This window comes from Intestinibacter sp. (assembly GCF_034113885.1).
Classification (GTDB): domain Bacteria; phylum Bacillota; class Clostridia; order Peptostreptococcales; family Peptostreptococcaceae; genus Intestinibacter.
This window is the reverse complement of the sequence record NZ_JAXEWM010000107.1, coordinates 15274-31358: the sequence shown is the minus strand read 5'-3', so window position 1 is coordinate 31358 and position 16085 is coordinate 15274. Positions and strand designations below refer to the sequence as shown.

The window sequence follows — 16085 nt, the reverse complement described above, 5'->3', positions numbered from 1 at the left end:
GGGCTGATATAGATATATGTTCATGGATACCATTTTTAATATTATTATTAATAGTTTGTGGTTGTGGTGAAATAGGCGACGATGGTTGTTGCTAATAGGTTATAATTACAGCTGTTTAGATATCAAGAGAGAAGACTAAGTTCTTCTCTTTTTTTGAATAAAAATAATTATATTATAAGAATAAAATCTTGAAATAATTTGAACAGGATTGTATAATATAAGCTTAGTGATAAATAGTATTTGTGTAATTAGTATTTAAATATTTGCTCAAAGAGTAGATAATATTTTTATTTGTAGAAAGTTATTTTAAAGACAAAAAATTAGAGAGGTGTTAAAGTATGAAGCAAGGTTTTGATGCAAAAAAATATTTAGAACAACAATCTAAATATATATTAGAGAGAGTTAATAATTTCGACAAGCTATATATAGAGTTTGGAGGAAAGCTTATAGGCGATTTACATGCAAAGAGGGTTTTACCTGGATTTGATGAAAATGCAAAGATTAAAGTTCTACAAAATATAAAGGATCAAGTAGAGGTTATAATTTGTGTTTACGCTGGAGACATAGAAAGAAACAAAAAAAGAGGAGACTTCGGTATAACTTACGATATGGAGGTTCTAAGATTAATAGACGATTTGAGAACTTATGAGCTAGATGTAAACAGTGTAGTTATAACGAGATATGAAGGACAACCTGCGACTACAGTATTCATAAATAAGCTAGAACGTCGTGGTATAAAAGTCTACAAGCATGGTCCAACTAAAGGATATCCATCTGATGTAGATACTATAGTTAGTGAAGAAGGTTTTGGCGCAAATCCATATATAGAAACTACTAAACCAATAGTTGTAGTTACTGCTCCAGGACCAAATAGTGGTAAGCTTGGAACTTGCTTAAGCCAATTATATCATGAAAATAAAAGAGGAAATTCAGTAGGATATTCTAAATTTGAAACTTTCCCAGTTTGGAATCTTCATTTAAATCATCCAGTAAACGTGGCATATGAAGCTGCAACTGTAGATTTAAAAGACGTGAATATGCTAGATTCATTCCACTTAGATAGATATGGAGTAAAGGCTACAAACTACAACAGAGATTTAGAATTATTCCCTGTTCTTAAGAAAATAATCGAAAAAATAACAGGAAAAGAATCAATCTTCCAATCACCAACAGATATGGGTGTAAACAGAGTTGGATTTGGGATATACGACGACGAAGCTGTAAGTGAAGCATCAAGACAAGAAATAATCAGAAGATACTTTAAAACTGGTTGTGAATATAAAAAAGGTGAAGTTAACAAGAGTTCATATGACACTATGTCTCTAATCATGGAAAAATCAAACTTAAAACCTGAAGATAGAAAAGTCGTACTTCCGGCTAGAGAATACAGCGAAAAACTTAATTCAAATTCAGATAAGGATGAAATATGTTCAGTTGTTGCATTAGAATTAAATGACGGAACAATAATAACAGGAAGAAGCTCTGAATTAATGTGTGCTAGTGCAGCTGCAATATTAAACGCTGTAAAACATTTAGCAAATATTCCAGATGATATGTTATTAATATCACCAGTTATATTAGAACCTATTGTAAAATTAAAAACAGAAACTCTAGGAAGTAGACAAGTTTCACTTAGCTTAGAAGAAGTATTGACAGCTCTTTCAATCTGTGCAGTTACAAATCCACCAGCACAAATGGCTATGGATGAATTAGCGAACTTAAAAGATGTACAAGCTCATTCAACAACTATGCTTACTAAGGATGATGAACAAACATTTAGAAAATTAGGTGTAGATGTGACTTGTGAAGCTGTTTATCCTTCTCAAAACTTATACTATGTATAAAAGAGTTGATTTTAAATAGATTTGATATAAAAGAAAATGAGCCTTCTATGAAGAATAGAAGGCTGTAAATTATTATTTTTATTCGTGTAAGTATTAGTATTTTAAAGACCTCATATTTTTGAGGTGGAATATTATTGTATAATTTTTTTTTATAAAAGTCAATGTATTTTAGAAAAAAATAAATTTTAATAGCTAATAAAAAAGAAGTATTGTAAATTATTTTAAGATTGATTTACAATACTTCTTTTAATTTTTTTATCTTATAAGTAAGTTATAGTGTGGTGATAATTTAAAATTTCATTTAATTTATCCTCATCCATTAACTTTCTCTCTAATACAATTTCTCTGACCTTCTTAGGATCTTCATTGCTTTCTGATATAATTTCAGCAGCCATATCGTATCCTATATAAGGAACCAAAGCAGTTGCAAGTAAAACTATTGAATTATCTAAATGCTTTTTGCAATTTCCTTCGTTTGCAGTTAGAGTATTTATGCATTTAGTTCTAAATATTTTTAGAGTTTCTGTAAGCAAAGTCAAGCTCTCAAGAAGGCTTTCTGCAATTAATGGCATAAATGCATTTAATTCAAAGTTGCCGTTTGCAGCGCACATACTGATTGCACTGTCGTTTGCCATTACTTTTATTGCCACTTGAGTCACCATTTCTGGGATGACAGGGTTGACTTTACCTGGCATAATTGTGCTTCCTGCTTGCATATCGCTCAATTTAATTTCTCCAAATGGTTTTGAGTTCATTATGCGAAGGTCAGTTGCTATTTTCATAATATTTACAGCCAACGCCTTTAAAAGCCCTGAAACTTCTACAAATACATCGTTATTTTGTGTTAAATCTATAGGGTATTCGGCTTTTGCAAGACCTATACCTGTCAAATCTCTTATTATTTCGATAACTCTAAATGTGTACATTTTGTTGGCATTACTTCCTGTACCGATAGCAGTACCGCCTAAATTTATCTGTCTAAGTCTCTCTTCAACCTTGTAAATTCTCCATCTATCTCTAGCAATGGCTTGTGCATAGGCGCCAAACTCTTGACCTAGAGTAATAGGTAGTGCGTCCATCATTTCAGTTCTTCCAAGCTTAATTATAAATTCAAATTCATTTTCCTTGCGTTGTAGAGCTTCTTGTAATTTACTGCATTCGTCGCTTAAGGCTCTGACTAAATTTATAGAAGCGATTCTAAGAGCAGTAGGGTATACATCATTTGTAGATTGCCCCATATTTACGTGATCTAGGGGATGTATGTAGTCGTAGTCACCAGGTTCTCTTCCTGAAATTTTTAGAGCCAAATTTGCTATGACCTCGTTTACATTCATATTAGTCGAAGTTCCAGCACCACCTTGTAGTGCATTTGTGACAAAATTGTCATCGTATTTTCCTGCAAGTATTAAATTACAGGCTTCGACTATTGCATTTGCTCTTTCTTTATCTAGAGCCTTTACTTTTTCGTTTGCCATTGCTGCAGCTTTTTTAACTGTTACTATTGAGTAGATAAGCTCTTTTCTAACTTTAGAGTCGCTTATTTTGAAATTTTCAAGTGCGCGTGCTGTTTGAATTCCATAAAGAGCGTCTTGATCTATAGCTACTTTTCCTAATTTATCTTTTTCTATTCTCTTTGCTGTTTTGTTGTCGTCTGTCATAAAATCACTCCTATTCTTCTTCTAACAAATACGCTATATGAGGAAATGCTTCTACAGTTCTATGTAGTATTCCCTGCATATATGCTATTAAAATACCGTAGTTAGTTATAGGAATGTTTTGATCTTGTGCACATTTTATTCTATATTTCATCTCTCTGGCATTTAGAGTACATCCGCCACAGTGAACTATCATTTTATATTTTGATAGGTCAGATGGAAATTCTGTACCACTTGAGAATTCGAAGTTTAGTCGTTTGCCACAGTGTTGCATTATCCATCTAGGAATTTTAACTCGACCTATATCGTCGCATTGTCTGTGATGAGTACATCCCTCAGACATTAAAATTGTATCTCCATCTTCTAGTGTTTCTATTGCCTTTGCACCTTTTACAGTTTCTTCTAGGTCGCCTTTGTAGCGAGCAAATAATATTGAGAAAGAAGTAAGCAGTATATCCTTAGGAGTATCGGCAGATACCTTTGCAAAAACTTGAGAGTCAGTTATTACTAGCTTTGGTTTCTTGCTTAAATTAGCCAGTGTGTCTCTAAGCTCGTATTCTTTCACTACTATTGCAGTTGCATCCGCTTCAAGTATATCTCTTATGGTTTGTTGTTGAGGTAGGATTAATCTTCCCTTTGGTGCAGCCTTGTCTATAGGAACTACAAGCACTACAAAGTCAGAAGGATCTAATAAATCCCCTACGATTTGGAATTTTGATTCGTCTGTAGGAGCTTGTTTTGCTATTAATTCCTTTAGCTCGTATATATTTTCTCCAGTTACAGAGCTCACCCATATAGTATTAGGAGAATCTTCTATATCTAAATCTATTCCTTTTTCTTTTACTAAATCTAATTTATTCATAACGATTATATATGGAATTTTCTTTTCTTTAAATCTTTCTATTAAAGCGTTGTCTTCAGGCGTAGCACCTAGAGTACCGTCTATAACTAGTATTGCTATGTCTGTTTTATTTAAAACCTGATAGCTCTTTTGAACACGCATTTTTCCAAGTTCTCCGACATCGTCAAGACCTGGAGTATCTATTATAATAACTGGTCCTAAAGGTAATAATTCCATTGCCTTTGAAACTGGGTCAGTTGTTGTACCTTTGACATCTGATACTATTGCTAAATTTTGATCTGTGATTGCATTTATTACACTTGATTTACCAGCATTACGTTTTCCAAATATACCTATGTGAACACGTTCTGCAGAAGGTGTAGAGTTTAAACTCATTGAAATTCCCCCCTTTAAAATAATATGACCTTGCAAAAAAAGCAAGGTAAATTTACAAATTAAAATAACTCAATAAAGTAATTATATCACAGTGAGTTTTTAATTATCAATAAATGGAAAAATTAATATAAAAAGTATAAATTCAATGTGGGCTAATAAGTTGAACCTGTTGATAATTATTGTATTTATGAATTATACTGTTATTAAGTGAAAAATCTTTTGGGGGTATTTGGGTATGAATACTGAAAGAAAAGGTATATTGAAATTATGTGGTGTATATTTAAATAAATTGTATAAAAATCAAAGAGAATTTAATTTAGGTGATTTTCAAATGCAAAATGGTCAAAAATTCAATTTACCTAGATATATTGTTTTATACTATTTCAAAAAAATTATAGAGAGCCAGTTAGGATTAAAAATAAAAGATTGTTCAATAGATGAGCTTGGTAAGAACATAATTGAAGTAAATAATGAAATAGAGTTTTATTTAATAAAAAAATACCGCAAAAATAAATTAGTTGAAAGTGTAAAAAATATACCTATAAACAGTAAAAATATAGATTTTATAATCCCTAAAAATAAAAAATCTATATTCGATAAATTTACGAAAAACAATCAAAAGCTCTGTCTAGAGGAAGCAGAAAAAATTATATTTAAAGATAAAAATTATTTTACAAGATATATTGAATTAAATGCAGACAAAAATTTAGAGGAATTTGATTTGATAAGTAAATTATCGCTGTATATTTTAGCAGGTAATTTAAAATCATTGTTAAATAGTTTAAAATTAAATACAATCGAGGAATTAAATCGAAAAAGCAACAAATCAAATACAGAGGATATGTTTGACAAAACAAGCGATTTAAATCTATTTATGAATAGATACATTAAAGAGCATTTTGAGCTAGAGCTAGAAAAGTATATATTAAATGAAAAAATAAAATTAATAGAATTGGAAATAGAAAAGTCGCAGCTTTTAAATGTTGAAAAATTAAATGATTTGATTAAGTCAAAGGAATATATTTTAGAAATAGTTGAAGATTTGATGTGTGATTTAGTATTTGATGATTATAGATTTAAGGATAAAATAGATAGCTCGATAGAAAAAAATATATACAAGATATACGAAAAGCTTCCATATAGCTTGAACTTAGAACAGGTTATAGATTTAATTGGTGAAGATTTATTTGTAGATTTAATCTACAATACGATTAGTACAGTTTATCCAGAAATAAAATAATATGGTGAAAATATGATAAATAATGAAAAAATTACATTATATGGAAAGAATAAAATAAGATTTGAATGGAAATGGAATTGCGATAAGGGGGAGATAAATGTATATTTAGAAAAGCTCAGAGATAACGACCTTGAGTATTTAGATAAAATCGTAAAAAGGCAAGATAATGAAAATAAGCGCGATTATCAAGTAGATATGAGGGGAATTTATAGGATAGTAGCTTTTCCAGTGTTAAACGGTGTATAAGATAAGGATTTTTCATTTAATACGAATTATGTATATATAGGGACAAAGAATACTTTAGAGTATTGCTTTGGCGAAGAAAGTGAATTTAATTGCAAGTATATTTATATAAAAAGATTGGACTTTATTATACTAAAGGAAATTGCGTATATATACTCCTCCAAGGATGATATTAAAATCCCATTTACAAGTGATTTGAAGCAAGGTGAGAAGTATTATATAGCTGATTTCGAAGGCGTAAAAATAGAATTAGAGGCACCGTACAATTTAGGTGTAGATATTAGATTAGTTTAAAAAATTTACATAGTAAAAATTAATTTTAAAGAAGGTTTTGATTATGGAAAAAAATTTAAATAAAAAATTACTTATTATGTCTGAGTGGATTTACAACATTGTAAACCCAAATACACTCGACAAGGATTTACTTGATAAAATGATAAAAACTATAGAAAAACAATTAAATAGCGAAATGTTTAACTCTTACCTTAAACATATTTTATCAAAGGAAGAAAATATATCTCTCGAATATATTTCACCAGAGAGTGATTTATATGAGCTAATGCTTTTCGAAGATATATTGAGCGTTGATTACAAGGATAAATACAATATAAATGTCGATTTAGATGTCGACTATATAGGAAATTGGTGGAGAGAAAATATCTTGCCTATATTTAAATCTAAATACAGCCAAGATCAATTACAGGATAAATTAGAGTTAGAAATTAAGAAAAATGAAATTCTAGATTTTAGAGGAGAAAACTTCAATAAATTTAAAAATAAGATAATAGAAGAAATAAATAAAGAAATTCCAAACAAAAAAAATGAAGTAAATTTTGAAGTCGACGAAAAAAAATTTTTAGAAAAGAGAATAAATGCTTCAAATCCTAAAAATATATCTGAATTGGAACAGGTTTTCGGCGATATAGAATTGAAATACGATAGCAATAAGGAAATACTGAAAAATTACTATAGTGGAATAATGATGCAGATATTAGAAAACAAAGATGAAAAATCCACATTAGACCAACTAGAAAAATTTATAAACAAGAATAAGGAGTTTTTAGATGAGGATCTCCATGTCTATATAGATATGAAGGTACAAAAGGAAATACAAAGAATAGAACAGGAATTATTGAACGATATATGCGATGTCAAGGATTTGAAATCACTTGAAGAGCTACACAACAAGGTTTTATTAAATGGAGATTTTGTAAAATGCGATGATATAGAGTCCATTATATTCACAAAGATGGAATCTATGATAAGTAAATTAAACTTGGCAGAAATAAACGATGAAGAAAATATAAAAATAGGAAATCGAATATACGACAACACATCTTCAATCGATATTAAAAATTACCCTGTGGCTGAAATTTTAATCTGTAGGGACATAGAGATAGACTTAGAAAACACAGATGAGATATTGGGAGATTTAAAAAGTGAAATAGATGTAATTAAGAATACAGTTTTAAAAAATTGTATGTTCAGCTGTGATTACTACAATATAAATATTCAAATAAATGGAAGTCAAAGCCGTTATACAATGAAGTTTAGATACTTGAAGGATTTGATAGAGTACATAAAAATAAAAGAGAAAAAATCATTTGTACAAAATTTAAAGAATATAAACAAAAATGTCCAATATCAAAAGAGAGTTTTCAATAAAGGCAATGAGCAGCTGATAAAGGAAATAGATAATTTCTACTCCAAAAACAAAGTCGAAAATAATTAGAAATAGATGAGCTCTGTAAATTATAGAATTATAGGGCTCATTTTTGTATAATAAACTTATATACAAAGGATTGGTAGGTGAAAACTATATGACATCATTTGATAGAACTCTAAATTATATTGAGTTTGATAAATTAAAATATATCGATGAACTAATATTAAAGCTGCAGATGCTTTACAGTCAAAATATAGTAGATGGAAGCTTTTTTGATAAGGCAGTTGAGCTTTTAAATCAAGAAAAAATGGATATATCATCAAATAGCGAAAAATCAGATATAAATACAAATGAAGATTCTAAAGTATACGATTTAAAAATAGATATTGAAAATATGTCACCTGAAGAGAGAGAAAAGTACCTTGAAAGTGAAAAACAGGGTATAAGGATGAGACTTTTGGAGGCTAGAAATTTCTCGAATTTAAATATTTTATACGAGAGGATTTCAAAAAATATAAATAACAGCTCAAAGGATTTTCTAAAAAAGGAATTCACAAATAACTTCGAAAAAATTTTTGAAAAAAGCTATATATACTACTTGATAAAAGATTATGGAAAAAAATACGGAAAACTCGACTTAAATGAGCTTGCAATCGTAGACGATAAATTGATCTTAAAAAACGGACAATACGAATGTGAAATAAACAAGGCTCTATGCAAAAGAGAAAATATACTGTATTTGGACGATAAAGAATTAGCTTCATTTAAGGCGATAATAAATAAGTACAATTTATGCTTTGCAGAGGAATTTATAGAATATAAATTAAAAAATATAATAAAACTGCCTGAAATTCCAATTTCCTTCGAGGAGAGAATAGAAAAAATTAAAAAGACAATAGAAAAAATATTAAATAGAGATGAGAATAGATTTTTTAGAAGTATGATAAGCATTGAGTCGGATTTTAAATTTAAAGACAAGCTTCAAAAATGCAAAAATACTTATAATAACGATTTTAAAACTGAAATACCTCTCTTAATATTTGACAATACTATTTTTAAAACATGTGAAAATGGATTTATAGTAACAAACAAAAATTTATATTTAAAAGACAATATAGTGCGCAATATAAATATAGATGAAATCGATACTATAGAATTGGACGATCAAAAATTACAGGTAAATGACGATAAGGTCTATTGTGATATAATAAAGAGTAATTATAGAGAACAATTTAAAGATACAATGCTGATTATTACATATTTAATTCAGAATGGAAAAGACGAATCTAAAAAAATAGATAAGGTAATTAAAGAAGTATTGTATGTTTAATATTTTAAAACAGATAAAGACAATTAAACAAATATTTGGTATACTTAACATTGAATTTAAATTTGGGAGGGAATAAAATTGAACAAAAAGGAGATAAAAATAAACCCAGATAAAGGTAAAAGAGTTACATATGTAGTGGTCTTTTCAATCGTAGTATTGTTGTATGTAATAATGCTTAAAAATAATGCAGTTGACCACACATTAGGAATAGCATTGATATCGCTTTTTGCCGGTCTAACTCTTTACTTTTTATATAGTATATTTTTTCCAAAGCCTGCGATTATAATTAATGAAGAAGGTATTAAGGAAAATATAATAAAAGGTGCAGGTCTTATTAAGTGGAACAAAATAAGCGAAATATACATATGTGTAATCCCTAAGAAAAAATACGATGTGTTCTTTTTAGGAGTAAATTACCATAAAGATGAAAATGATAAAAGAAGAGTAAAATTCAAAGGTAAAGTAAACGAAAAATTAGGAGATGCACTAATTGTTTTAGATGGACTTGAAATGCAACCTTATGATATTTACAATAATATTCAAAAATATTACAGCAAATTTATTAAAAAATAAGTTATATTTAAAGATATAGAGTAAGTTAGTTATTCTATATCTTTTTATTTATAATATATACAAAAAAAAAGACCTTTAAAAAAAATGGTCTTATATAATAAAGTAAATAAAATAATTTGGTTATGAGTAAGGAATTCTTAATTCCCTGGATATTCTTATTTTATATTATTTTTATTTTTATTACAACAAGTATAACAAAAAGTAATCACGTATAAAAAATTAAAATAATGGAAGCTTATATAATTAAGGAAAATATAAAAGGTGATTTAAATGGAGGATATTAGAAAAATAATACATATAGATATGGATGCATTTTATGCATCAGTAGAGCAAAGGGATAATCCTGATTTAAGAGGAAAGCCTGTCATAGTCGGAGGAAGTCCAAATAGCAGAGGGGTTGTCGCAACATGCTCTTATGAGGCTAGAAAATACGGCATTCATTCTGCAATGCCTTCAAAAATTGCTCAAAAGAGATGTCCTTATGCAATTTTTGTGAGACCTAGATTTGATGTATATAAAAAAGTATCGAATCAAATAAGGGATATATTTCATAGATATACAGATTTAGTCGAACCACTTTCTTTAGATGAGGCATTTTTAGATGTCACAAATCCCAAAATACCTATAAAATACGCGACTACTATAGCAAAATTTATAAAAAGAGATATCTTGATGGAGACGGGGTTAAACTCTTCAGCAGGGGTTTCTTACAATAAATTTTTAGCTAAGTTGGCTTCAGATTACAATAAACCAAATGGATTTACTGTTATAAGGCAAGAGGATGCTCAAGAATTTTTAGATAAATTGCCTATAGAAAAATTCTTTGGAATTGGCAAAGTAACTTCTAAGACTATGAAGAGAATGGGAATAAAAAATGGATATGATTTGCGCCAATTGAGCTTGTACGAATTGGAGAAAATCTTTAAAAGTAAGGGATACCAGTATTATAACTTTGCGAGGGGAATAGACAATAGACCTGTTGAGCCTTATAGAGAGCGAAAGTCTGTAGGATCAGAGATTACTTTAGATCACAATTACAGACTAGACGAAGAGGAAGTAGTCGATATATTGGACGAATTATGTCTAGATGTCAGTAATAGAATTAAATACCTAAATAAATTGGGAAAAACTGTTACACTTAAGATAAAGTTTGAGGATTTTACTCAGATAACTAGGAGCACGAGCTTAAATTCTGGAATAAGCTCACATGAAGATATAAGAACAAATATATATAATTTACTTAGAAATATAGACGATAACAATTTACAAATAAGGTTGTTAGGAGTTACATTATCTAATTTAATAGATGTAGAGGAAACTTATCACAATATAACCTTATTTGAATATATGCAAAGTAAAGATTAGAAAATATTATATCTCAAAATTGTTGTAATTATTGAAAAATTTAGTAAAAAAAGGTATAATTAAGTACACACCCTGTTGTGTATACAAATTATAGGATAAGATTCATAAATTGAATATTGTTCAAGGTGTATTTTAACAATACTTAAAAGGGAATGTGGTGAAAAGCCACAGCAGCCCCCGCTACTGTAAGGATGACGAAAGCTTAAGGTTTTGGAGAACTTAGCTCCACTGTTAAATCGGGAAGGAGAAGCTAGTAGAATGATTCCGAGCCAGGAGACCTGCCTAAAATGATACATGCTCTTTCGGAGGGAGAGAAATACTGTAATATGGGTTATTTATAATCGTGCGGATTTTAGACAGAAATATATACATATTATAGATTTTTTTGGGACCGAAGAAAAAGGTTCTTTTTTTGCGAATAAAAGAACATTAATTCAATTTGTGAGTCTTATTTTATTGTGTTTTTTTGTCGATATAGTACGTTAAAATAAAAACATTTAAATTGGCACTTTTAATGATATAATAGTATATATCACTAGTAAGAGGTGTAAATAATGGGTGAAAAAAAATTAGCTAAAGGAAATGACAAGGCTGCACTTAATAGGAGGCTTAAGCGAATTGAAGGTCAAGTAAAAGGTATACAGAAGATGATTGAAAATGATCGATACTGTGTAGATATACTAGTGCAAATATCAGCTGTAAGATCTGCAATCGATAATGTAGGTGCAATTATACTTGAAAATCATATTAAAGGATGTGTATCCAATAGTTTAAAACACGGCGACAAAGAGGACAATGAAGCTGTAATTAAGGAATTAATGGATACTATCAAGAAATTTACAAAATAGGGGGAAATCTCGATGAATCAACAAGGATTTATAATTGAAATAGTAGATGATAAGACTGCTAAAATGATTATGCAACGTCATTCTGCATGTGCATCATGTGGAAAATGTGCAAAATTATCTTCAGAAACTCAAGATTTAGTAGTAGAGGTTGATAATAAAATTGGAGCTAAAGTAGGGGATCATGTAGAAGTTAGTATGGAAACAGTAAAGGTAATGAAGGCTACAATGCTTGCATATGTAATACCTCTAATATTTTTAATTTTAGGAACAGCAGTTAGCTTTTTTGTACTCAATAGTATTTCATTTAAAGGACCATTAGAAGTAATAAGTGGTGCATGTGGATTGTTATGTACATTATTAAGTTATCTTTACTTGAAGAAAAATGACCAAAGATACAGAGATAGCAGAGAGTATATTCCTGTAATAGTTAGAATAGTTTAATATATAAATGTACAAAAGGAGCCGTGTTTGGGCTCCTTTTTTAAGTTTAATTTGTATCGATATTTTGTTTATATTTTCTAATTTTAATTTTTGCAAGCAGTATATAATACGTCTTAGTAAGAGATGTAATTATAAGAATTCCGATTGCTATACCACCACTTTTTAGTAGTGTATCTGTCCCAGTTGCTACAGCTTCTACGTAATTTTTTTGGACTAGTGAGTACATTGTGTTGTAAAGTCCAATCCCGGGAACTAAAGGTAGTATTCCAGGAATTATAAAGCTGATTGCGGGATATTTTAGCTTACGAGCTAGTATCTCACTAGATAGAGAAATAACAGCTGAAGCTATAACCATAGAAAATAGAGGTACTTTTGTAAGTTTAGACAGTACGATATAAGTTGACCATCCGATACCTCCTATTACACCGCATGGAATTAATGATTTTTTTGGTGCATTAAAAAATACGGAGAAGCCTACTGTTGCAACAAATGAAAATATAAAATTTGTTATTAAATCTAAAAAACTCATCTATTTAACCTCCAAATCTGATCCAAAAATCAAGTACAGAACCCACGCCGATAGCTATTGCAGCGGCAATTAAGAATGCTTCGAACACACGAGAAACTCCAGAAACTAAATCACCAGATATCAAATCTCTAAGTCCCTTTACAAACGCAACTCCAGGAAGTAATGGCATTATAGAACCAACTATAAGCATTTTTGGATCGTTTAGAATTCCTATTTCACAAAATGCGACTCCAAAAGTAGCTATAGCAAATGACGCTACTAAAGTAGATATAAACATCATAGAGTTTATCTTTAAAATTCCATTGTATATAATAGTTCCGACAACTGATATTATCAAAGTAAGAAAAAAGTCGGCAATACTTGTACCACCTAATAAGTATGCAAAGCAAGCAGATGCAACAGCAGTTGCCGCATAAAATGGAATTATATTATATGGTGGAGGAAGAGTAGCTATTTTTTTAAGCTCGTTAATAGCCTCTTCTGTAGTCATATCTAAATTTTCGACGAATTTTCTAGATACAGTGTTTAGTAAATCTATTTTATTTAAGTCGATCCCTCTACGCTTTATCGTTCTCATAAATGATAATCCATCGAATTTATCATCTGCAATTATTATACATGTAGGTGTTGTAAATACATTAATATGTCTATATCCACGAGAAGCACATACTCTTAAAACACTGTCTTCAGCACGAGAGGTTTCTACACCGTTAGTCAACATCAACTCACCTAGAAAAAGAGCAAATCTTAAAATTTCTTTTTTTTGTATTAATTGATATTCTTCTCTCATAAAAATTTTTATCCCTTCTTTATACATTTGAGTAAATATAGAGTTATTTTATTGAAAATCTACAAATATTTATTTTGATATACACTAGATTATATCAAAAAAAGTATAAATTGTTTACATTTACATATTAATTTTATTATAAATTTAATATTAAAAATATATAAAAAAATTATACTTCCAACATCTTAATATACTACTAATAAAATATAAATCAATAGAATTATTAAAATGTAACCAAAAATTAACATAAACATATAATACTATTATCTAAAAATTTAAAAGGAGAATAGAGTATATGACAGGAGCGCATTATATTTATATTTTGTTCATAATCGTAATTCTTATAACTATGATTATGAAAAAGGACACCGTAGTACCTTGTGTTTTAGGAGTATTTTGTTTGGGGTTATTTTATACTAATAATATTGCAGGGTCATTGGGAGCAGTATTTAATTCTTTTATTGTTTCTCTGGGGGAGCTTGGACCTGTAATACTGATCATATCTATAATGGTAGCTTTATCAAAAGCACTTGAGACGAATCACGCTATAAATTATATGATTAAACCTTTTTCTAGATTTATAAAAAATCCTACTACTGCATTTTTTGTAATAGGCATAGCCATGATGTTGCTTTCTTGGTTTTTCTGGCCGACACCAGCAGTGGCTTTAGTTGGAGCGATTTTTTTACCTGTAGCCATGAGGGCGGGACTTCCTGCAATAGGGGTTGCGATGGCTCTTAATTTATTTGGTCATGGATTGGCTTTATCTACTGACTTTGTGATTCAAGGGGCACCAGCTATTACTGCAGGTGCTGCTGGTATTGAGGTATTTGATGTAATAAGTCAAGGGATGCCTTTGTATTGGATTATGGCAGTAGTTACTATTTCTGTTGCGTTTTGGGGGCTTAGAAAAGACTTGAAAAAAGGAATGTTTAGAGAAGAACTGCAAGATGTGGAACACGAGGAGATAAAAGAGTTTAATAAAAATGCTAAAATAGCTACATTTTTAGTATTGATTGGATTTATACTAGATATTGTAGCGATGAGTGTATTTGATTTAAAAGGAGGAGATGCATCTGCTTTATTAGGTGGTACAGCAGTGTTTCTTATCATAATCATCAACTTGATGAACCACAAGAAAAAATGCTTTGATGTCACATGTGAAAATATAATCGAAGGATTCGTGTTTGGAATCAAGATATTCGCGGCGATAATTCCTATAGCAGCATTCTTCTATATGGGAGAAGTGGCGCCTATAACTTCTGTTTTAGGAGAAGTATTGCCAGCTAATTCACAGGGCTTGTTATCTGATATAGGTGTAGCACTATCAAATACTATTCCGCTTAATAGATTTGCAGTCTGTAGTATACAAACTGTAGTAGGAGCTATAACAGGTCTTGATGGATCTGGATTTTCGGGAATATCGTTAGTTGGTTCTCTTGCGAATGTATTTGGAACAGCTATAGATGGTAGTGTAGGTGCTCTATGTGCATTAGGTCAAATAGCAGGTATATGGACAGGTGGAGGATGTTTAGTTCCTTGGGGATTGATTTCAGCAGCTGCAATCTGTGGCGTAAGTCCAATAGAGTTAGCTAAGAGAAATTTCAAACCTATAATTATAGGATTTGTTGTAACTACAATAGCTGCAATGTTTATAATTTAATATATTTTGGACATGAGAAAAAATAGTCACAATCCCTTTATTTTAAGAATATATTAAAATAAAGGGATTAGAGGTGGCTTTATGGAGAGGATAATTAAATACGGTGGAAAGCTGTTTTTTGGAAGTTTAATTATATGTATATTGTCATTTTTTTATTTTAAATTAATTCCTTATGGAGAAGTCAGCAATTTGATAGGATATTTATTTTTAGAAATTTTCTTAGGCTATAATTTTTATGTAGGATATAAATATAGGTTGAATTTGAAGGAAGCTTTTACTGTGGGAATTTTAGGTTCCAGCTTTGGAATATTTTTATTGTTTTTTGCAAGCTATACTCATTATGTAATAGATGAAGCTTATTGGGCTATTTGGATGATGCAATTTTACTTTATGCCTACAATGTCCTTTATAACTGATTTTTCTGTGAATGTATCGCTTGGATATGTGGTTTTTCTTATAAATTTTAGTGTTTTACTTGTTGTTTTAGGTGCTGTATTTAGCTTTTTAAAGGAAAAATTAATTTCTTTTAAACAGAAGAGTAGTTTATTTGTTTATAAAGACTTCTTATAATTAAGAAGTTTTTTTGCGTACATTATTATGTACAGTTTGTCCGTCCAAATGTATTATTTATAGGATATAATAGTATTTATATTGATTGAAT

At 29.7% G+C, this 16085-nt stretch carries 16 protein-coding genes and 1 riboswitch; of the genes, 12 read left to right on the top strand and 4 right to left on the bottom strand.

Annotation, left to right across the window (positions count from 1 at the left end; translation table 11 throughout):
* Positions 1–338: 338 nt before the first annotated feature.
* Complete coding sequence (locus tag SPD90_RS06560) at positions 339–1844, top strand: DUF1846 domain-containing protein (protein WP_320924706.1); 1506 nt, start codon at positions 339–341, stop codon at positions 1842–1844.
* 260 nt (positions 1845–2104) lie between these two features.
* Here the strand turns inward: SPD90_RS06560 and SPD90_RS06555 are convergent, their stop codons facing one another.
* Together SPD90_RS06555 and hydF are read right to left on the bottom strand one after the other, a co-directional pair.
* The gene (locus SPD90_RS06555; RefSeq protein ID WP_320924705.1) at positions 2105–3502 is read right to left on the bottom strand and encodes an aspartate ammonia-lyase; all 1398 of its coding nucleotides are present in this window, start codon (positions 3500–3502) and stop codon (positions 2105–2107) included.
* A gap of 10 nt (positions 3503–3512) precedes the next feature.
* Positions 3513–4736, bottom strand: a complete 1224-nt coding sequence (gene hydF / locus SPD90_RS06550) for a [FeFe] hydrogenase H-cluster maturation GTPase HydF (RefSeq protein WP_320924704.1) — start codon at positions 4734–4736, stop codon at positions 3513–3515.
* A gap of 235 nt (positions 4737–4971) precedes the next feature.
* Between hydF and SPD90_RS06545 the strand changes: the two genes are divergently transcribed.
* From SPD90_RS06545 to SPD90_RS06505, 9 genes are all read left to right on the top strand, one after another.
* Positions 4972–5976, top strand: a complete 1005-nt coding sequence (locus SPD90_RS06545) for a hypothetical protein (protein ID WP_320623909.1) — start codon at positions 4972–4974, stop codon at positions 5974–5976.
* A 12-nt stretch (positions 5977–5988) separates the two neighbouring features.
* Positions 5989–6222 carry a hypothetical protein gene (locus SPD90_RS06540; protein ID WP_320924703.1) on the top strand — a complete coding sequence of 78 codons (234 nt, stop codon included), beginning with the start codon at positions 5989–5991 and terminating at the stop codon, positions 6220–6222.
* A 114-nt stretch (positions 6223–6336) separates the two neighbouring features.
* Positions 6337–6513, top strand: coding sequence for a hypothetical protein (locus tag SPD90_RS06535; RefSeq protein ID WP_320924702.1), 177 nt, complete (start codon positions 6337–6339; stop codon positions 6511–6513).
* A 43-nt stretch (positions 6514–6556) separates the two neighbouring features.
* Positions 6557–7951: a hypothetical protein gene (locus SPD90_RS06530; protein WP_320924701.1), complete on the top strand. Its 1395-nt coding sequence runs from the start codon at positions 6557–6559 to the stop codon at positions 7949–7951.
* A gap of 88 nt (positions 7952–8039) precedes the next feature.
* The gene (locus SPD90_RS06525; protein WP_320924700.1) at positions 8040–9215 is read left to right on the top strand and encodes a hypothetical protein; all 1176 of its coding nucleotides are present in this window, start codon (positions 8040–8042) and stop codon (positions 9213–9215) included.
* Between the two features lie 78 nt (positions 9216–9293).
* A complete protein-coding gene (locus SPD90_RS06520; RefSeq protein ID WP_320626439.1) occupies positions 9294–9788 on the top strand; it encodes an STM3941 family protein in 495 nt (164 codons plus the stop codon).
* Between the two features lie 270 nt (positions 9789–10058).
* A complete protein-coding gene (gene dinB, locus SPD90_RS06515; protein WP_320924699.1) occupies positions 10059–11153 on the top strand; it encodes a DNA polymerase IV in 1095 nt (364 codons plus the stop codon).
* 106 nt (positions 11154–11259) lie between these two features.
* Positions 11260–11453: riboswitch (cobalamin riboswitch) on the top strand.
* Positions 11454–11707: 254 nt separating this feature from the next.
* Positions 11708–12001, top strand: coding sequence for a metal-sensitive transcriptional regulator (locus tag SPD90_RS06510; protein WP_320624907.1), 294 nt, complete (start codon positions 11708–11710; stop codon positions 11999–12001).
* Between the two features lie 12 nt (positions 12002–12013).
* The gene (locus SPD90_RS06505) at positions 12014–12442 is read left to right on the top strand and encodes a SoxR reducing system RseC family protein (protein WP_320924698.1); all 429 of its coding nucleotides are present in this window, start codon (positions 12014–12016) and stop codon (positions 12440–12442) included.
* Between the two features lie 46 nt (positions 12443–12488).
* On the opposite strand, the gene SPD90_RS06500 is transcribed toward SPD90_RS06505, so the two are convergent.
* On the bottom strand, positions 12489–12971 hold the full coding sequence (locus tag SPD90_RS06500; protein ID WP_320624909.1) for a threonine/serine exporter family protein: 483 nt from the start codon (positions 12969–12971) through the stop codon (positions 12489–12491).
* 4 nt (positions 12972–12975) lie between these two features.
* Positions 12976–13761 (bottom strand): threonine/serine ThrE exporter family protein, encoded by a 786-nt coding sequence (locus tag SPD90_RS06495; protein WP_320924697.1) that lies wholly within the window; start codon positions 13759–13761, stop codon positions 12976–12978.
* A gap of 295 nt (positions 13762–14056) precedes the next feature.
* On the opposite strand from SPD90_RS06495, the gene SPD90_RS06490 reads away from it, so the two are divergent.
* Positions 14057–15424, top strand: coding sequence for a hypothetical protein (locus tag SPD90_RS06490; protein ID WP_320625867.1), 1368 nt, complete (start codon positions 14057–14059; stop codon positions 15422–15424).
* 81 nt (positions 15425–15505) lie between these two features.
* On the top strand, positions 15506–15994 hold the full coding sequence (locus SPD90_RS06485; RefSeq protein ID WP_320625868.1) for a hypothetical protein: 489 nt from the start codon (positions 15506–15508) through the stop codon (positions 15992–15994).
* Positions 15995–16085 lie beyond the last annotated feature (91 nt).